Source organism: Hoylesella timonensis S9-PR14 (assembly GCF_000762405.1).
In the GTDB taxonomy this organism is placed as follows: domain Bacteria; phylum Bacteroidota; class Bacteroidia; order Bacteroidales; family Bacteroidaceae; genus Prevotella; species Prevotella timonensis_A.
This window is the reverse complement of record NZ_JRPQ01000007.1, coordinates 1-13,623: the sequence shown is the minus strand read 5'-3', so window position 1 is coordinate 13,623 and position 13,623 is coordinate 1. Positions and strand designations below refer to the sequence as shown.

11 protein-coding genes and 1 tRNA gene are annotated in these 13,623 nt (G+C 40.0%); 8 read left to right on the top strand and 4 right to left on the bottom strand.

Annotation, left to right across the window (positions count from 1 at the left end; all coding sequences use genetic code 11):
• The first annotated feature begins 48 nt into the window (after positions 1–48).
• From HMPREF9304_RS00690 to HMPREF9304_RS00675, 4 genes are all read left to right on the top strand, one after another.
• Positions 49–1,545 carry a DUF5113 domain-containing protein gene (locus tag HMPREF9304_RS00690; RefSeq protein ID WP_231564426.1) on the top strand — a complete coding sequence of 499 codons (1,497 nt, stop codon included), beginning with the start codon at positions 49–51 and terminating at the stop codon, positions 1,543–1,545.
• Positions 1,521–2,246: a DUF5932 domain-containing protein gene (locus tag HMPREF9304_RS00685; RefSeq protein ID WP_008121916.1), complete on the top strand. Its 726-nt coding sequence runs from the start codon at positions 1,521–1,523 to the stop codon at positions 2,244–2,246. The genes HMPREF9304_RS00690 and HMPREF9304_RS00685 overlap by 25 nt, the downstream gene beginning before the upstream one ends.
• The gene (locus HMPREF9304_RS00680) at positions 2,236–2,838 is read left to right on the top strand and encodes an AbgT family transporter (RefSeq protein WP_036925748.1); all 603 of its coding nucleotides are present in this window, start codon (positions 2,236–2,238) and stop codon (positions 2,836–2,838) included. Before HMPREF9304_RS00685 ends, HMPREF9304_RS00680 begins: the two co-directional genes overlap by 11 nt.
• A gap of 196 nt (positions 2,839–3,034) precedes the next feature.
• Positions 3,035–3,107: transfer RNA gene (locus HMPREF9304_RS00675), tRNA-Phe, on the top strand.
• A gap of 80 nt (positions 3,108–3,187) precedes the next feature.
• On the opposite strand, the gene HMPREF9304_RS00670 is transcribed toward HMPREF9304_RS00675, so the two are convergent.
• The 4 genes from HMPREF9304_RS00670 to HMPREF9304_RS00655 all read right to left on the bottom strand — a co-directional run bounded on the left by HMPREF9304_RS00670 (position 3,188) and on the right by HMPREF9304_RS00655 (position 8,219).
• Positions 3,188–4,963 carry a chloride channel protein gene (locus HMPREF9304_RS00670; protein WP_036925745.1) on the bottom strand — a complete coding sequence of 592 codons (1,776 nt, stop codon included), beginning with the start codon at positions 4,961–4,963 and terminating at the stop codon, positions 3,188–3,190.
• 144 nt (positions 4,964–5,107) lie between these two features.
• Positions 5,108–5,677: an L-threonylcarbamoyladenylate synthase gene (locus HMPREF9304_RS00665; protein ID WP_008121920.1), complete on the bottom strand. Its 570-nt coding sequence runs from the start codon at positions 5,675–5,677 to the stop codon at positions 5,108–5,110.
• A gap of 375 nt (positions 5,678–6,052) precedes the next feature.
• Complete coding sequence (gene fmt, locus HMPREF9304_RS00660; protein ID WP_036925742.1) at positions 6,053–7,018, bottom strand: methionyl-tRNA formyltransferase; 966 nt, start codon at positions 7,016–7,018, stop codon at positions 6,053–6,055.
• Positions 7,019–7,289: 271 nt separating this feature from the next.
• A complete protein-coding gene (locus tag HMPREF9304_RS00655) occupies positions 7,290–8,219 on the bottom strand; it encodes a glucosaminidase domain-containing protein (RefSeq protein ID WP_374187976.1) in 930 nt (309 codons plus the stop codon).
• A 78-nt stretch (positions 8,220–8,297) separates the two neighbouring features.
• Between HMPREF9304_RS00655 and HMPREF9304_RS00650 the strand changes: the two genes are divergently transcribed.
• The 4 genes from HMPREF9304_RS00650 to HMPREF9304_RS00635 are packed head-to-tail and all read left to right on the top strand — an operon-like array spanning position 8,298 to position 13,220.
• Positions 8,298–8,675: a 2-amino-4-hydroxy-6-hydroxymethyldihydropteridine diphosphokinase gene (locus HMPREF9304_RS00650; RefSeq protein ID WP_036925739.1), complete on the top strand. Its 378-nt coding sequence runs from the start codon at positions 8,298–8,300 to the stop codon at positions 8,673–8,675.
• 9 nt (positions 8,676–8,684) lie between these two features.
• Positions 8,685–9,941 carry a M64 family metallopeptidase gene (locus tag HMPREF9304_RS00645; RefSeq protein ID WP_036925736.1) on the top strand — a complete coding sequence of 419 codons (1,257 nt, stop codon included), beginning with the start codon at positions 8,685–8,687 and terminating at the stop codon, positions 9,939–9,941.
• A gap of 16 nt (positions 9,942–9,957) precedes the next feature.
• Positions 9,958–10,623 (top strand): tetratricopeptide repeat protein, encoded by a 666-nt coding sequence (locus HMPREF9304_RS00640; RefSeq protein WP_036925733.1) that lies wholly within the window; start codon positions 9,958–9,960, stop codon positions 10,621–10,623.
• Positions 10,624–10,682: 59 nt separating this feature from the next.
• On the top strand, positions 10,683–13,220 hold the full coding sequence (locus tag HMPREF9304_RS00635) for an ATP-dependent Clp protease ATP-binding subunit (RefSeq protein ID WP_036925731.1): 2,538 nt from the start codon (positions 10,683–10,685) through the stop codon (positions 13,218–13,220).
• Positions 13,221–13,623 lie beyond the last annotated feature (403 nt).

The following is a 13,623-nucleotide window of genomic DNA, read 5'->3' as shown; positions in this document are numbered from 1 at the left end:
TATTTATAGGAGCTTCAAGAAATTGTTAAAAGATTATCGTGGACAGTAGTGAAGAAAATTAGTAAAATCTTTGACGTTTGTACCATTCAAGCAGAAAGTGAATATCAAAAGGGGAGTAAGTTTCTCTTTAGGTTGCCCAAAGGGGTGGTCAGACTCCTGTTGACAGTGGCTCTTTTGGGTAGCCAATTAGCGATGCCATTGTTTGCCGAACAGTTGTTGACTTCGGCTCATTCGCCAATTCATGGTAATGCCTCTATGAAGATAAACAAAGATGCCGCAAGCATGGCAAGCGTTTTTGCAGACAGTGTTTATCAAAGTAATATTAACGGAACATTTCACAAAACACTGATTTATGCGGACAGTTGCATTTCTTATCTGAATAAGATGTATTTAGCACAATACCCTCAAAAAGCAGATACCATGGTACTCATCACTGGCAGTACGGCATTGCCAGCGGAGATACAATGGTTGCACCAGCATGTTTCAATGCCATACAATCTCATTCTGTCCATGCGCAATGAGGTGGCAGTGGCAGCATTAGGCTTGAAATATTGGAACTTATACTCCTACAACAATCAAGTTTATATCCAATTGTTTCGCGAACGAAGTGCCGATAATACGTTAAGTACCTATGTCAAGATGATGCAAAAGTCGGAGAGTAACAAAAATATTGCCATAGCATTGCTTTCGTTCATATTCCTTCTTATTTTCCCAGCTTATTATTTCTTGTATTATCGACATCGAATATATTATCAATTCTGTGTTCATAAAATTGACAATATCAATCAAGTGCTGTTGGGTGAAGACAGTGCAAAGAATAAGTTGGCAAAGATAAATAAGCTTTGGGCTTCTAACAAACAAATCTTCAATCCGCAGTTTTCACGTCTCAATGCCATTGTCGCCCAAATTCAGAGTGCACTCAAGCAGCGCATTCAAACAGAAGAGGTGCAAGTTCATGAAATGGAAATATTGGAAGACGACTTGCATCGCAGCGATTACGAAAATTCACAGTTGTACATCAGTAACAGCGTGTTGGATAATTGTTTGTCGACCCTCAAGCACGAAACAATGTATTATCCTTCAAAAATAAAATTGTTAGTAGAAAAAAAGGATGAAAACTTGGCACCATTAAAAGAGATTTCTACCTATTATAGAGATTTGTTCAAAATACTAAGCGCACAAGCCATGCGCCAAGTAGATAATACTTCAAGGGTGGATGATGAACTGCTGCAATACCTCTTTGATATACTTCAACAACAGAATAAAGCAAAGCCTATCATGCAAATTCATCAACGAGATGAAACCTACACCTTCATTGATTTGACGATGCAAAATCTTCAGCTCTCCGATGAAGCCCTCTCAGCTTTGTTTACGCCAGACACTCACGATATGCAGTTTTGGTTGTGTCGACAAATTATCAGAGAATTAGGAGAGGCAACCAATGCCCGTGCTTGTGGGATTGAAGCTCGGAGACTTGCAGATGGATACGTACACATATTAATAACTATAACGAACCAAACATGGAAAAATTTAAAATTATCATAGTGGAAGATGTACCCTTGGAACTAAAGGGTACAGAAGGTATTTTCAAGAATGAAATCCCAGAAGCCGAAATTATAGGCACTGCTGCTAACGAGCAGGCATATTGGCAACTCATCAAGAAGGAAATCCCCGAGTTGGTGCTGCTTGATCTCGGTTTGGCTGGTTCAACAACGGTTGGCGTAGAGATTTGCCGTCAAACGAAAGCCATGTATCCACAAGTGAAAGTGCTGATTTTTACGGGCGAGATTTTGAATGAAAAGTTATGGGTAGACGTGTTGGATGCAGGCTGTGACGGTATTATTCTAAAAAGTGGTGAACTGCTTACACGCGGTGATGTGGCAAGTGTGATGAGTGGTAAGCGTATGGTTTTCAATCAGCCGATATTAGAAAAAATAGTTGACAGATTTAAGCATACCGTAAATAACGAACTTATGAAACAAGAAGCTTTCATCAATTACGAGATTGATGAATATGATGAACGCTTCTTAAGACATTTGGCTTTGGGCTACACTAAAGAGCAAATCACTAATCTACGAGGTATGCCTTTTGGTGTAAAGAGTTTGGAAAAACGGCAAAGTGAATTAATACAAAAACTGTTCCCTGACGGAAATCAAGGGGTTGGCATCAATGCTACACGATTGGTAGTGAGAGCCATTGAACTAAGAATACTCGACATAGATAACTTGCAACCAGATGAAACATAAGATTTTTGCCATCTCCATCTTTATCTTCATCGTATTACAAATATTAGTCATACTTGGCTCTTGGTTTGTCACGGTCATGTTTCCAACATTACCCGTACGTTCCATGTTAAGTAGCGAGGGGATAAGATGGTTCTTGGGTCAATATACTTCGAATTTAGCTTCGCCACTCTTGGTATGGCTTGTCTTGGCAGGAATGACTTATGGCGCTTTGCGGTCAAGTGGATTGTCAAGAGCTATTGTGTATTTCTCAAATATTTCTTATCGTCAGCGATTTGCCTTGAAGGTGGTAGTGGCAGAACTTGTCTTCTTTGCTATCGTCTTATTTTTGATGACTTTCTTGCCGCAAGCCATTTTGTTAAGCGTCACGGGCGAACTTTTCCCAAGCAGTTTTTCGAGAAGTCTTATTCCTTTTGTTTGTTTTCTGTTGACACTATTTTCAATTACCTATGGATTAATCAATGCATCTTTTAGTTCGCTAACTGATATCTTCAACTCATTAACTTCAGGTATCACCGCCATTTCACCGTGGTTAGTTATTTATGTCTTCGTGATACAACTTTATTATTCCATTTTGTTTGTAGTCGTTACCTGACGGCTTTTTATGTTGCAAGTGTCTTGGAAAAGGGGAGAGAGTCTTGGGTCATCAGTTTCTTACACTCATTTATTGTATGATCAAATGATAGCTGATGTGGTGAGAATGTTAACGAAATCTAAATGCACATTTTTTTATAAGTAATATTTTGTCGTTTTATATTTTATACTTACCTTTGCAATCGCAAAAAAGAAATGGTGCCATAGCTCAGTTGGTAGAGCAAAGGACTGAAAATCCTTGTGTCCCCGGTTCGATTCCTGGTGGTACCACTTAAAAGCAAAAAATAGAAATCCTGACAGTTGTTCAGGATTTTTTTTGTGCCAATAGAATAAGGGTGGGGAACTCTTTATTATTCTGCAGAAAAGTCTGCAACAGTCTTCCGATACATAGAATAAAGACGTGTGCGGTCTACGAATCCCGTTAAATGGTCATTGACATCTACAATGGGGAGGTAGTTGGCATTGGTTTTGTCAAATTTCTCCATGACTTCTTCCATAGAGTCATGAATACCTAAAGTAGCCTGAGGAGGAATTAAAATTTGACTTACCGTAAATCGATGATAAAGTTCGGTGCGGAACATCACATGTCTAATCTTGTTGATGTCGATGATTCCCACCAAGACGCCTGCGGTATCTACCACTGGTATAAAACTTGTGTGGCTTTTACTAATCGCATTGACCAACTCGCCTAATGGCATTTCTGGTTCTACTGTGGTAAAGTTTTTATCAATGACACTATCCAAACTCATCAATGTAAGCACGGAGCGGTCTGTATGGTGAGTCACCAAGCGTCCTTGTCTCGCCAGTCGCATGGCATATATGCTGTGCGGTTCAAAAATACTGATGGCCATCACCGAAACGATGCTGACCATAATCAAGGGTAAAAACAAGTCATAACCGCCTGTAAGTTCTGCAATTAAGAAGACACCCGTCAAGGGAGCGTGCATGACACCTGCCATGACGCCTGCCATACCGAGCAAGGTAAAATTCTTTTCTGGGATATACACGCCAATTTGGTTCATGTTCCAAACTCGTGCAAATAAGAATCCTCCGAAGCCTCCCACAAACAAGGAAGGTGCAAAAGTTCCACCTACACCGCCTGCACCGTTAGTTGCCGACGTGGCAAAAATCTTGGTGAGCAATACCAAACTGATATAGAGTACCAACAACTCTGCGTGCCCTGAAAACAGTGAATTGTTCATGACAGCATCCCAGTCGGCTTCCGTTCTTCCATTTAAAAGAGTATTCAGCGAATCGTAGCCTTCACCATAAAGAGAAGGAAATAAAAAGATAAGCGAGCTAAGTAAGACTCCACCTAACATCAGTTTAGCATAAGGGTGATGCTGAAGTCGCGCAAATACTCCTTCGCATTTAGTCATCATGCGAATAAAATATAAGCTTGCTATCCCGCAAAAGAGTCCCAACAAGATACTGGCTGGAATACGTTCAATATTCCAAGCACTATCTAAGGTGAAATCGAACAAAGCCCTGTTGCCCGTGAAGATATAGGTAAAGACAGTTGCGGTTACGCACGAGGTGAGGATAGGCAGCAAAGAAGCCATACTCAGGTCTACCATTAGCACTTCGAGTGTGAATACTAAACCTGCTATGGGGGCCTTAAAGATGCCTGCAATGGCAGCGGCAGCACCGCATCCCACTAACAGCATGAGGGTCTTGTTGTCCATCTTAAACAGTCGTCCTAAGTTGCTGCCTATCGCAGAACCAGTCAGTACGATAGGAGCCTCAGCTCCTACAGAACCTCCAAAACCAATGGTGATAGCGGATGCAATAACTGATGACCAGCAGTTATGCACTTTCAAGCGTGATTTCTTTGTAGAAATGGCATAGAGCACTTGCGTGATACCGTGCGAAATGTTGTCTTTCACGATATAACGCACAAAGAGGGTAGTGATGTAAATACCGATGGCGGGAAATACCAAATAAAGCCAGTTGAACGTGTCTGTGTCAAATCGTGCAGTAAGAAGATACTGTATTTGGCGAATGATAAAGTGCAACACGTAAGCCGCTACAGAAGCGAAGATGCCGATAAAGAAAGATAAGACAACCGTTATCTGACGAGTGGTCAGATGTTCTTTGCGCCAATTGTTTATCTCATTAATGAGCATGTACGTTTTTTTAAGGATAATCAGAATAGGTGAGTGACCCTTCCTGTTTCTTTTTACAAATGTTCTATGCGATTAACTTTCGCTATCTGTGTTTCTTTTGATAATTGAAATAGTATCTAAACATCAGGAGGAATAGCTCGCTTTCTATTTCCTGATAATCGTCACCTCACCGTCCTCTTTCAGTTTGATGATGCTACTGGGCGTATGAGGTTTGTGTTCCTGCCTGCGTGAAAAGCAAACGTAGTCCACTGCATCAAGGAGTTCTTGGCTAATATCATTATAGTTAGCTGCAGCGGGTTCGCCACTAATGTTCGCACTAGTGCTTACCAATGGTTTTTGGAATCGGTAACATAGTTCATGAGAAAATGGTTCTTTGGTAATGCGTAGTGCGATGCTTCCATCTTCTGCTATTAAGTTCGGGGCTAAGTTTATGGCACCATCGAGGATAATTGTGGTGGGCTTAGTGGCAATGTCCAAGATGTCCCATGCTACATTGGGAACATTTCTCACATATCGTTGTAGTCGGGCATCCGAATCTACCAAACAGATGAGTGCCTTAGAGTCATCTCGTTTCTTGATTTTGTACACTTTTGCGACTGCTTCGGCATTCGTTGCGTCGCAACCAATTCCCCAAACTGTATCAGTAGGGTAGAGGATTACTCCCCCTTGCTTCATTACTTCAATTGCGTTTTTTATATCTTCTTGTTGATTCATCGTTTTCTTTTCTCCCAACTCTCTTATATTTTATTCGAGTTGTTTCGCTGTGGAGCTTTTTATAGCGAATTGATTAGTGTTGTATCTCTATGAATAATAATCATTTATGGCATATGAATGGTATATGACTTGTACACAGTGCAAGCTTTGAGCCAGCCACGACGCCTTATGAAAGATTCATTGTCTATCGTAGTTCGACATACAATAAAAATATCATGCAAAGATAATAAGATTTTTTAATTCTACTTAAAGATAAAAAAGATTTTTATATTTTCTAAGCAACATATATACAGCGGTAATCGATAGAGCTAAACTTGCTTCTCTTTATGGGTCCGACAATTCAAAGCTTGCCGATGTCTTTAACGCATCGCAACTTTATCTCCAGCCATTGAGGAAATCCTTAGCATTCATTCGCTTTTTGCCAGCCATCTGTAATTCTGTAATTTCAAGCCATTCGGTGGTGGTAGCTACATATATTCTTCTTTGGTCTGTATTGATCGAACCTGGCTTCTCTGTTGTCGCTTCACCAGTTAGTCGTGTCTTGTAAATCTTGATCATCACCTGTTTGCTCGTTGGATCGTCTTTGCTGATATTCCAAGTAGTCCATGCTGCGGGGTAAGGACTCAGTCCACGCACAAAGTTATAAATGTCTTTAGCGGATTGATTCCAATTGATTTCGCATGTTTCTTTGAAAATTTTAGGAGCGGGACGCAAATTATATTCCGATTGAACAAATTGCTCCTGTGGCGTCGCTGCAATATTTCCGTCATTAGCCAACAATTGGTCTATCGTGTCCAAACATATTTCAGCTCCTAACACCATGAGTTTATCATATACATATTCTACGTCGGCATCCTCAGGGATAGGAAGCTGTTTCTGCATGATAATGCGCCCTGTATCAATGTTATGATCTAAGAAAAACGTGGTCACTCCAGTTTTTGTTTCGCCATTGATAATCGCCCAGTTAATAGGTGCTGCGCCTCGATATTGAGGAAGAAGGGCGGCATGCACATTGAATGTCCCAAATCGTGGCATGCTCCAGACAACTTCTGGCAACATCCTGAAAGCTACTACCACCTGTAAATCTGCCTTGTAAACAGCAAGCTGTGCTAAGAACTCAGGGTCTTTGAGTTTCGCTGGTTGTAGTACAGGAAGGTTTTGGGATAGCGCATATTTCTTTACTTCTGAAGCTTGTAAGGTTTGTTGATGTCTACCAACAGGCTTATCCGGTTGAGTAACCACAGCTACAACATGATATCCTCCTTGCACAAGTGCCTGCAATGAGGCAACAGCAAACTCCGGCGTACCCATAAATATAATTCGCAAGTCTTCTTTTGTCATCTCGTTCTTTTTTAATTTTCTCCTTCTTTTTTAGTTCTTTAGTTTGATGTCAAAAACCTATTTTATTTATTATATTTATCATAATAACGATTATCTTGATTAACTAAGCGCTTTTGGATTGATGTTTTCACTTTATCTTGAAGTGAAACTAAAAGTATTACTTCATTATGAAGACACTTCATTCTAATATTTCTTAATGATGTGCTATTTTAGGATGTACTGCTCATTTTTTATTTTCACTATTCAACGAATCATGTAGCTGATAAAGCTGTTAGTAAACACGGATGCTGTCGCCAACCTTAATAGTATGATCCACGTCAAAGTTATTGAGTTTATAAAGACTTGAAAGTCGCATACCATAAATTTGTGCAATGATGTACAAGCTTTCTCCAGGCTTTACTATATGTGGATGATTCTTAAATACTTTTGGAGCTTTCTTGCGCTTCTTCTTTAAGAATATAATTTCACCTTCTTGTAAGGGGTCGTTTTTATGGCGTTCGTTATATTTTGCAATTTTTCGATATGATATACCAACTTCTTTGCCTATGAGCTTAAAAGTATCTCCCTGACGAGCTCGTAGATAATAATTATCATTGAACATTGCTATGGGATGCAAAGGCTGGGAATTATTGACATTGGTTCGGATGCTGGCCTCATCTGCCATAAAATTATCATAACCCTTTGCTTGGTCATACACGTATAGCTTGTAAAGCTCAATCAGCTCAATTAATTTGTATGCATATTGAGGATTAGTGGCGTATCCACAGGCCTTCAAACCATGCGCCCATCCTTTGTAATCCGTTTGTTTTAGGCTAAAGAGACTTCGGTAGCGAGGACTGTTAACCAAAAATTTGCTATGGTCTTCAAAACTATGCAAAGGGTTATCGTATGCCCTGAAGCATTCGCCAAAATCATCATCGTCTTCATTTATCGTGTTACCAAGCCAGTCGTGACATTTAATGCCAAAATGATTATTCCCCAATCGAGCCAAACGGCTTCTTCCAGCTCCACTTTCAAAGACAGCCTGTGCTAAAGTGATGCTGGCTGGAATTTTATATTTCAACATCTCTTTGATAGCCAAATCTTTATACTGATTGATATAGAGCTGGTAAGCTTGATTCCACTTCATTTGCGCCCATGAATGGACAGACGTAACAAATAGAAGTGTGAGCATTATAATTTTCTTCTTGTCACTACTCATTGGCACAAAGTTACATAAAATCATAAAAAAGCACAATAAAAAGGAATGTGTTTAATAATTATTAGTATTTTTGCCAATATGAGTGACAAACAAAAATTGCTGATAGCTCTTGGCACAAACGTCAACCAAAAGCAGAACATTCAGAAAGCCATGGATTTATTACGTAAGACATGGCATGATATACTGTTTACGAACATGAAATGGACAAAACCCATAGGTATGGATTCTGATTTGTTCTACAATTGTTTAGCTTATGCGAAAGTAGATGAAGATTTACCCCAAGTACAACAAATATTGAAGAATATAGAAAAAGCTTGTGGAAATACAGAGGCGGATCGTGTTCTTCAAAAAATACAGATGGATATAGACATTTTAATGTTTGGTACACGTAAGCTCCATGAGCAAGATTGGCAAAGAAGTTATATTCAGGAATTGATTCAAGAAATTGATTATTAAATACTTATTATGAGATATCGTCAGTGTTTTTATCTTTTTATTCTTTCTGTTATTGGAACAGTAATCCCTCGTAATGCTTGTGGACAAAACTTTGCGACTTACTTTTGTGACAGTACATTAAGAATCGACTACATTTTCTCTGGTAATGCGGTTCATCAACAAATCGCAATCGATCAACTTCATTCTCTCCCCCATTGGTATGGCAAAAAACAGCGGCTATCGCAAGTTCCCATGGAAGGAAATGGGCAGATCATCGTTCGTGATCATCAATCGAAAACGGTCATCTATCGCAACTCTTTTTCTACTCTTTTTCAAGAATGGCTCACTTATGAAGAAGCGAAATCTTCGATGAAATCGTTCGAAAATGTGTTTTTAATACCTCTGCCCAAAGATACTGTTGATATTACAATACAACTGAATGACAATCGACGTAACCCATTTGTGGAGCTGACGCATATCGTTGCACCGTCAGATATCTTGATAAGGCACATTGGAGAGAAACATATCACACCGTATCAAACGATTCAAAAAGCCAAAGATACAACTCGATGTATTCATATCGCCTACCTTGCTGAGGGTTATAAAAGCGATGAAATGGACGTTTTTTTACGTGATGCCCAAAAAGCAACGGATGCAATTTTTTCTCATGAACCCTATCGTTCGATGAAAGATAAATTTAACATCATTGCTGTTGAAGCACCCTCTGAAGAGAGTGGAACCAGTATTCCTTCGCGTGGAATTTGGAAAAATACCGCACTCCAATCTCATTTTGACACATTTTATAGTGCAAGATACCTCACTACCCTACGATTAAAAACGGTTCACGACTGGTTGGCAGGCACTCCTTATGAACACATTATTATATTAGTAAACACACCAGAATATGGTGGAGGGGGAATTTTGAACTCATACAATTTAGCGATGACGCACCATCCTTCTTTCAAACCCGTTGTCGTTCATGAGTTTGGGCATAGCTTTGCTGGACTTGCCGATGAATACGCTTATGATTTTGAAAGCATAGATATGTATCCTACCGATGTTGAACCTTGGGAGCCTAATATCACAACAAAGGTAAACTTTGATGAAAAATGGAAAGACCTCATAGGTAAAAATTCAGCAATAGGGTTATTCGAAGGTGCTGGTTACGCTCTGAAAGGTGTCTATAGACCCGCATTACATTGTAGAATGCGCGATAATGAGACGCCAGATTTTTGCCCAGTATGTCAACGAGCCATTCAACGTGTCATTGATTTTTATACGCAATAAAAAGTGTAAATCGTCCATGAAGCAAAAGTTCTTTATCCTCTTATGGCTCATCGTGTTTGGTTCTACTTGTTATCAAATAAAAGGAATTGTCCCTTCTCCCAGTCCAACTGTTGACGATACAGAACGTTTGAAAATGGCTTTGGCTTATTTTCAAAGCGAAAAATATCAGGAAGCGCTCAATCTTTTTCATCAACTTGATAAAGATTATCAACTGAATCCGAGGTATCGAGCATATATTGGTTTGTGCCATTATCAACTCTGGAACTATGCAGAAGCGTGCAACTATCTTGACTCGGTAAGCTCAGCACTCCACGTATTGGCTCCTGCTGAGCAGGCTGTTTATTACTATGCCAATGCTGAAAGCCATTTCTTGCTGAAAGAGTATCAAGAATCCATCACATACTTTGAGATGTTTCTCAATGTATGTCATGCCAACGAAAAAGCTGATGCGTATTATAGGTTGGGCTTTTGTTATCTTTATCAGCATCATTGGCTAACGGCATACGAATATTTCTCAAGCGCCCTCTCCTATTATCGACAATTTGGAGTGACGCAACAAAAAAGACAACGACTGGTACAACTACCCAAAATGCTAAAAGGATGTAGAAAACATCTGGAAATTGTCACAGAAACAGTTCAACTAAGCGATAGCTCTCATATTAGCATTCAACGTATTTTATAAATTGGCACGAATTTTGTTCAATAATAACATTATAACAAGAAAAGAAAGGTAAAAGATATATGACAAGTCAGTTTTCACCAAAAGTATCTGAAGTGCTGGCTTTTAGCAGAGAGGAAGCTACACGACTTGCCAGTCGGTCTGTTGGACCTGAACACCTGTTGTTAGGAATGTTGAGAGAAAAAAACAGCCCTGTTCAAGACGTATTTGCACGGTTGAAAATTCATCTACCTACGGTTAAGGCAGAACTTGAAAACAGATTACGAGAGGAAGAAGTGCACCAACCCCTCAATACATCAGAGTTGGTCCTCAATGAAAAGGCAAGCAACATTCTGAAGTTAGCTGTTTTAGAAGCAAGAATACAACACTCACAAACTGTAGACGTACACCATTTGCTACTGGCAATTCTGCATGATCAAGTAGATAATGGTGCTAAACAGGTTTTAGAATTAAACAATATGAATTACGAAGATACATTTACTTACCTTCAACGGATGGCGAAACCCACCAAGAGTGGACTGGATTTGCCTGATGAAGAGGAAGATACATCATTTAGCAACCATGGAGATTCTACCAATATGGGTGCGAGTTCTGGGGCAAAAACAACGCTCCAAAATAAACGAGGAAACGGCAAGACGCCTATTCTTGATAATTTTTCTACAGACCTTACAGCCGCAGCACTATCTTCTAAGCTCGACCCTGTCATTGGTAGAGAGAAAGAGATTCTTCGTGTTGTCGAAATCTTAGGGCGACGCAAGAAAAACAATCCGATACTTATCGGAGAACCTGGTGTTGGCAAGAGTGCAATTGTGGAAGGATTGGCACAACTCATAGCCATGCGCAAAACTTCCCCTGTGCTATTCAACAAAAGATTGGTAAGCCTTGACATGACAGCGATTGTGGCAGGCACTAAATATAGAGGACAGTTCGAAGAGAGAGTGCGTGCACTATTAAAGGAGCTGGAACAAAACCCTGATATCATCATTTTTATAGATGAAATACATACGTTGATTGGTGCAGGTAGCACGCCCGGTAGCATGGATGCTGCAAATATCATGAAGCCAGCGTTGGCACGAGGTACTATCCAATGCATTGGAGCAACGACATTAGATGAATATAGAAACTCTATTGAGAAAGATGGAGCATTAGAGCGACGCTTCCAAAAGGTATTGGTAGAGCCAACAAATCAGGAGGAAACGCTGCAAATACTTCATAACATCAAAGATAGATATGAAGATCATCATCATGTTCAGTATTCCGATGATGCCCTCCTGGCTTGTGTCAAATTGACAGAAAGATATGTAACCGACCGATTCTTTCCTGACAAGGCTATTGATGCCATGGACGAGGTGGGTTCGAAAGTACACCTTCAACATGCAGAGGTTCCCGCCTATATCACAGAAAAGGAAAAGGAGCTAAGCACTGTAACGACTAAAAAGCAAGAGGCGGTAGGCAACCAAAACTTTGAATTGGCAGCCAGTTATCGAGATAAACAGACGGAACTTGAGATAGAATTAGAAGACCTCAACAACCAATGGTTGAATGAGAAATTGGAAGAACGCACACGTATCACAGAAAAAGACGTTGCTGATGTTGTCTCTATGATGACGGGTGTTCCTGTTCAAAAGATGGCAGAAGCAGAGGGCATTCGACTCAAAGGAATGGCAGATGAGTTGAAACATCAGGTAATAGCGCAAGATATGGCTATTGAGAAGATGGTGAAGGCGATACAACGAAACCGCATCGGACTCAGAGATCCGAACCACCCCATTGGAGCTTTTATGTTCTTGGGACCTACGGGAGTGGGTAAAACGTACTTGGCTAAAAAATTAGCAGAGTTCATGTTTGGCTCCACAGACGCCTTGATTAGAATTGACATGAGCGAATTTACCGAAAGTTTCAATGTTTCAAGGCTTGTTGGTGCACCTCCTGGATACGTAGGATATGAAGAAGGAGGACAGTTAACTGAAAAAGTAAGGCGACATCCCTACTCTATTATCTTGTTGGACGAGATTGAAAAAGCACATGGAAACGTGTTCAACATGTTGCTGCAAGTCTTGGACGAAGGACGATTGACAGATGGAAATGGCAGACTCGTAGACTTTAGAAATACTGTCATTATTATGACATCCAATGCTGGAACTCGACAGCTAAAAGACTTTGGACGTGGGGTCGGATTTAATGCTGGAGGAAGTTTAGGCTTAAGCCAGAATGACAAGGACAAAGAGTATGCTCGTGCCATCATACAAAAAAGCCTAAGCAAGCAATTTGCACCCGAGTTCTTGAATCGGTTAGACGAGATTATCACCTTCGACCAACTTGATTTAGATGCTATCAAGAAGATTATCAATATAGAGTTGACTGGTCTTTTCAAGCGCATGGGGGATTTGGGCTATCGAGTTAAAATTACCGAGAAAGCCAAAGAGTTTGTTGCTACAAAGGGTTACGATGTACAATATGGAGCACGACCTTTGAAGAGAGCCATTCAGACATATATAGAAGATAAAATAGCAGAACTGATATTGTCAGGAGAACTCAATTTGGGTGACACTATTTCAATCGAAAAGAGTACTGTTAAAGAGGAACTGGTGTTCAAGTAAAGGGACACTCAAGCGAGAACAGGTGGGCAGCTCACAGCTGCCACCAAACTCAATTGTTACCTGCATAAACAAGTTCAGCTTCCCAAATATGTCATCTTGACAATAGACAATACATACACCAACAGCACATAAGTTCTATTGCGGCTCTTTCATTAAAGAAAGAGCCGCTTCTTTTACTTTTTACCATTCTTGACAACAGTTTGGAGTGGCTTTTGTCCTGTTATTTTACCAAAAAACGACCATTGAAAATTTCCGAAATAGAAAAAATAAATAGGCAAACGACATGCAAAAATGCGCTGATTTTAACAAAATAAACGTCTCTTACAGCTGGAACAACGATTTAACGCCCTTGGAAACATGTATTAGAGGTGTTATTCACATGCTTCAGCGGCATTAAAGCATG

What these genes read in the sequence shown, in the direction of transcription:
- HMPREF9304_RS00685 (WP_008121916.1), top strand. Translation starts at nt 1,521, where the DNA reads ATGGAAAAATTTAAAATTATCATAGTGGAAGATGTACCCTTGGAACTA.
- HMPREF9304_RS00680 (WP_036925748.1), top strand. Translation starts at nt 2,236, where the DNA reads ATGAAACATAAGATTTTTGCCATCTCCATCTTTATCTTCATCGTATTA.
- HMPREF9304_RS00670 (WP_036925745.1), bottom strand. Translation starts at nt 4,963, where the DNA reads ATGCTCATTAATGAGATAAACAATTGGCGCAAAGAACATCTGACCACT.
- HMPREF9304_RS00665 (WP_008121920.1), bottom strand. Translation starts at nt 5,677, where the DNA reads ATGAATCAACAAGAAGATATAAAAAACGCAATTGAAGTAATGAAGCAA.
- fmt (WP_036925742.1), bottom strand. Translation starts at nt 7,018, where the DNA reads ATGACAAAAGAAGACTTGCGAATTATATTTATGGGTACGCCGGAGTTT.
- HMPREF9304_RS00655 (WP_374187976.1), bottom strand. Translation starts at nt 8,219, where the DNA reads ATGAGTAGTGACAAGAAGAAAATTATAATGCTCACACTTCTATTTGTT.
- HMPREF9304_RS00650 (WP_036925739.1), top strand. Translation starts at nt 8,298, where the DNA reads ATGAGTGACAAACAAAAATTGCTGATAGCTCTTGGCACAAACGTCAAC.
- HMPREF9304_RS00645 (WP_036925736.1), top strand. Translation starts at nt 8,685, where the DNA reads ATGAGATATCGTCAGTGTTTTTATCTTTTTATTCTTTCTGTTATTGGA.
- HMPREF9304_RS00640 (WP_036925733.1), top strand. Translation starts at nt 9,958, where the DNA reads ATGAAGCAAAAGTTCTTTATCCTCTTATGGCTCATCGTGTTTGGTTCT.
- HMPREF9304_RS00635 (WP_036925731.1), top strand. Translation starts at nt 10,683, where the DNA reads ATGACAAGTCAGTTTTCACCAAAAGTATCTGAAGTGCTGGCTTTTAGC.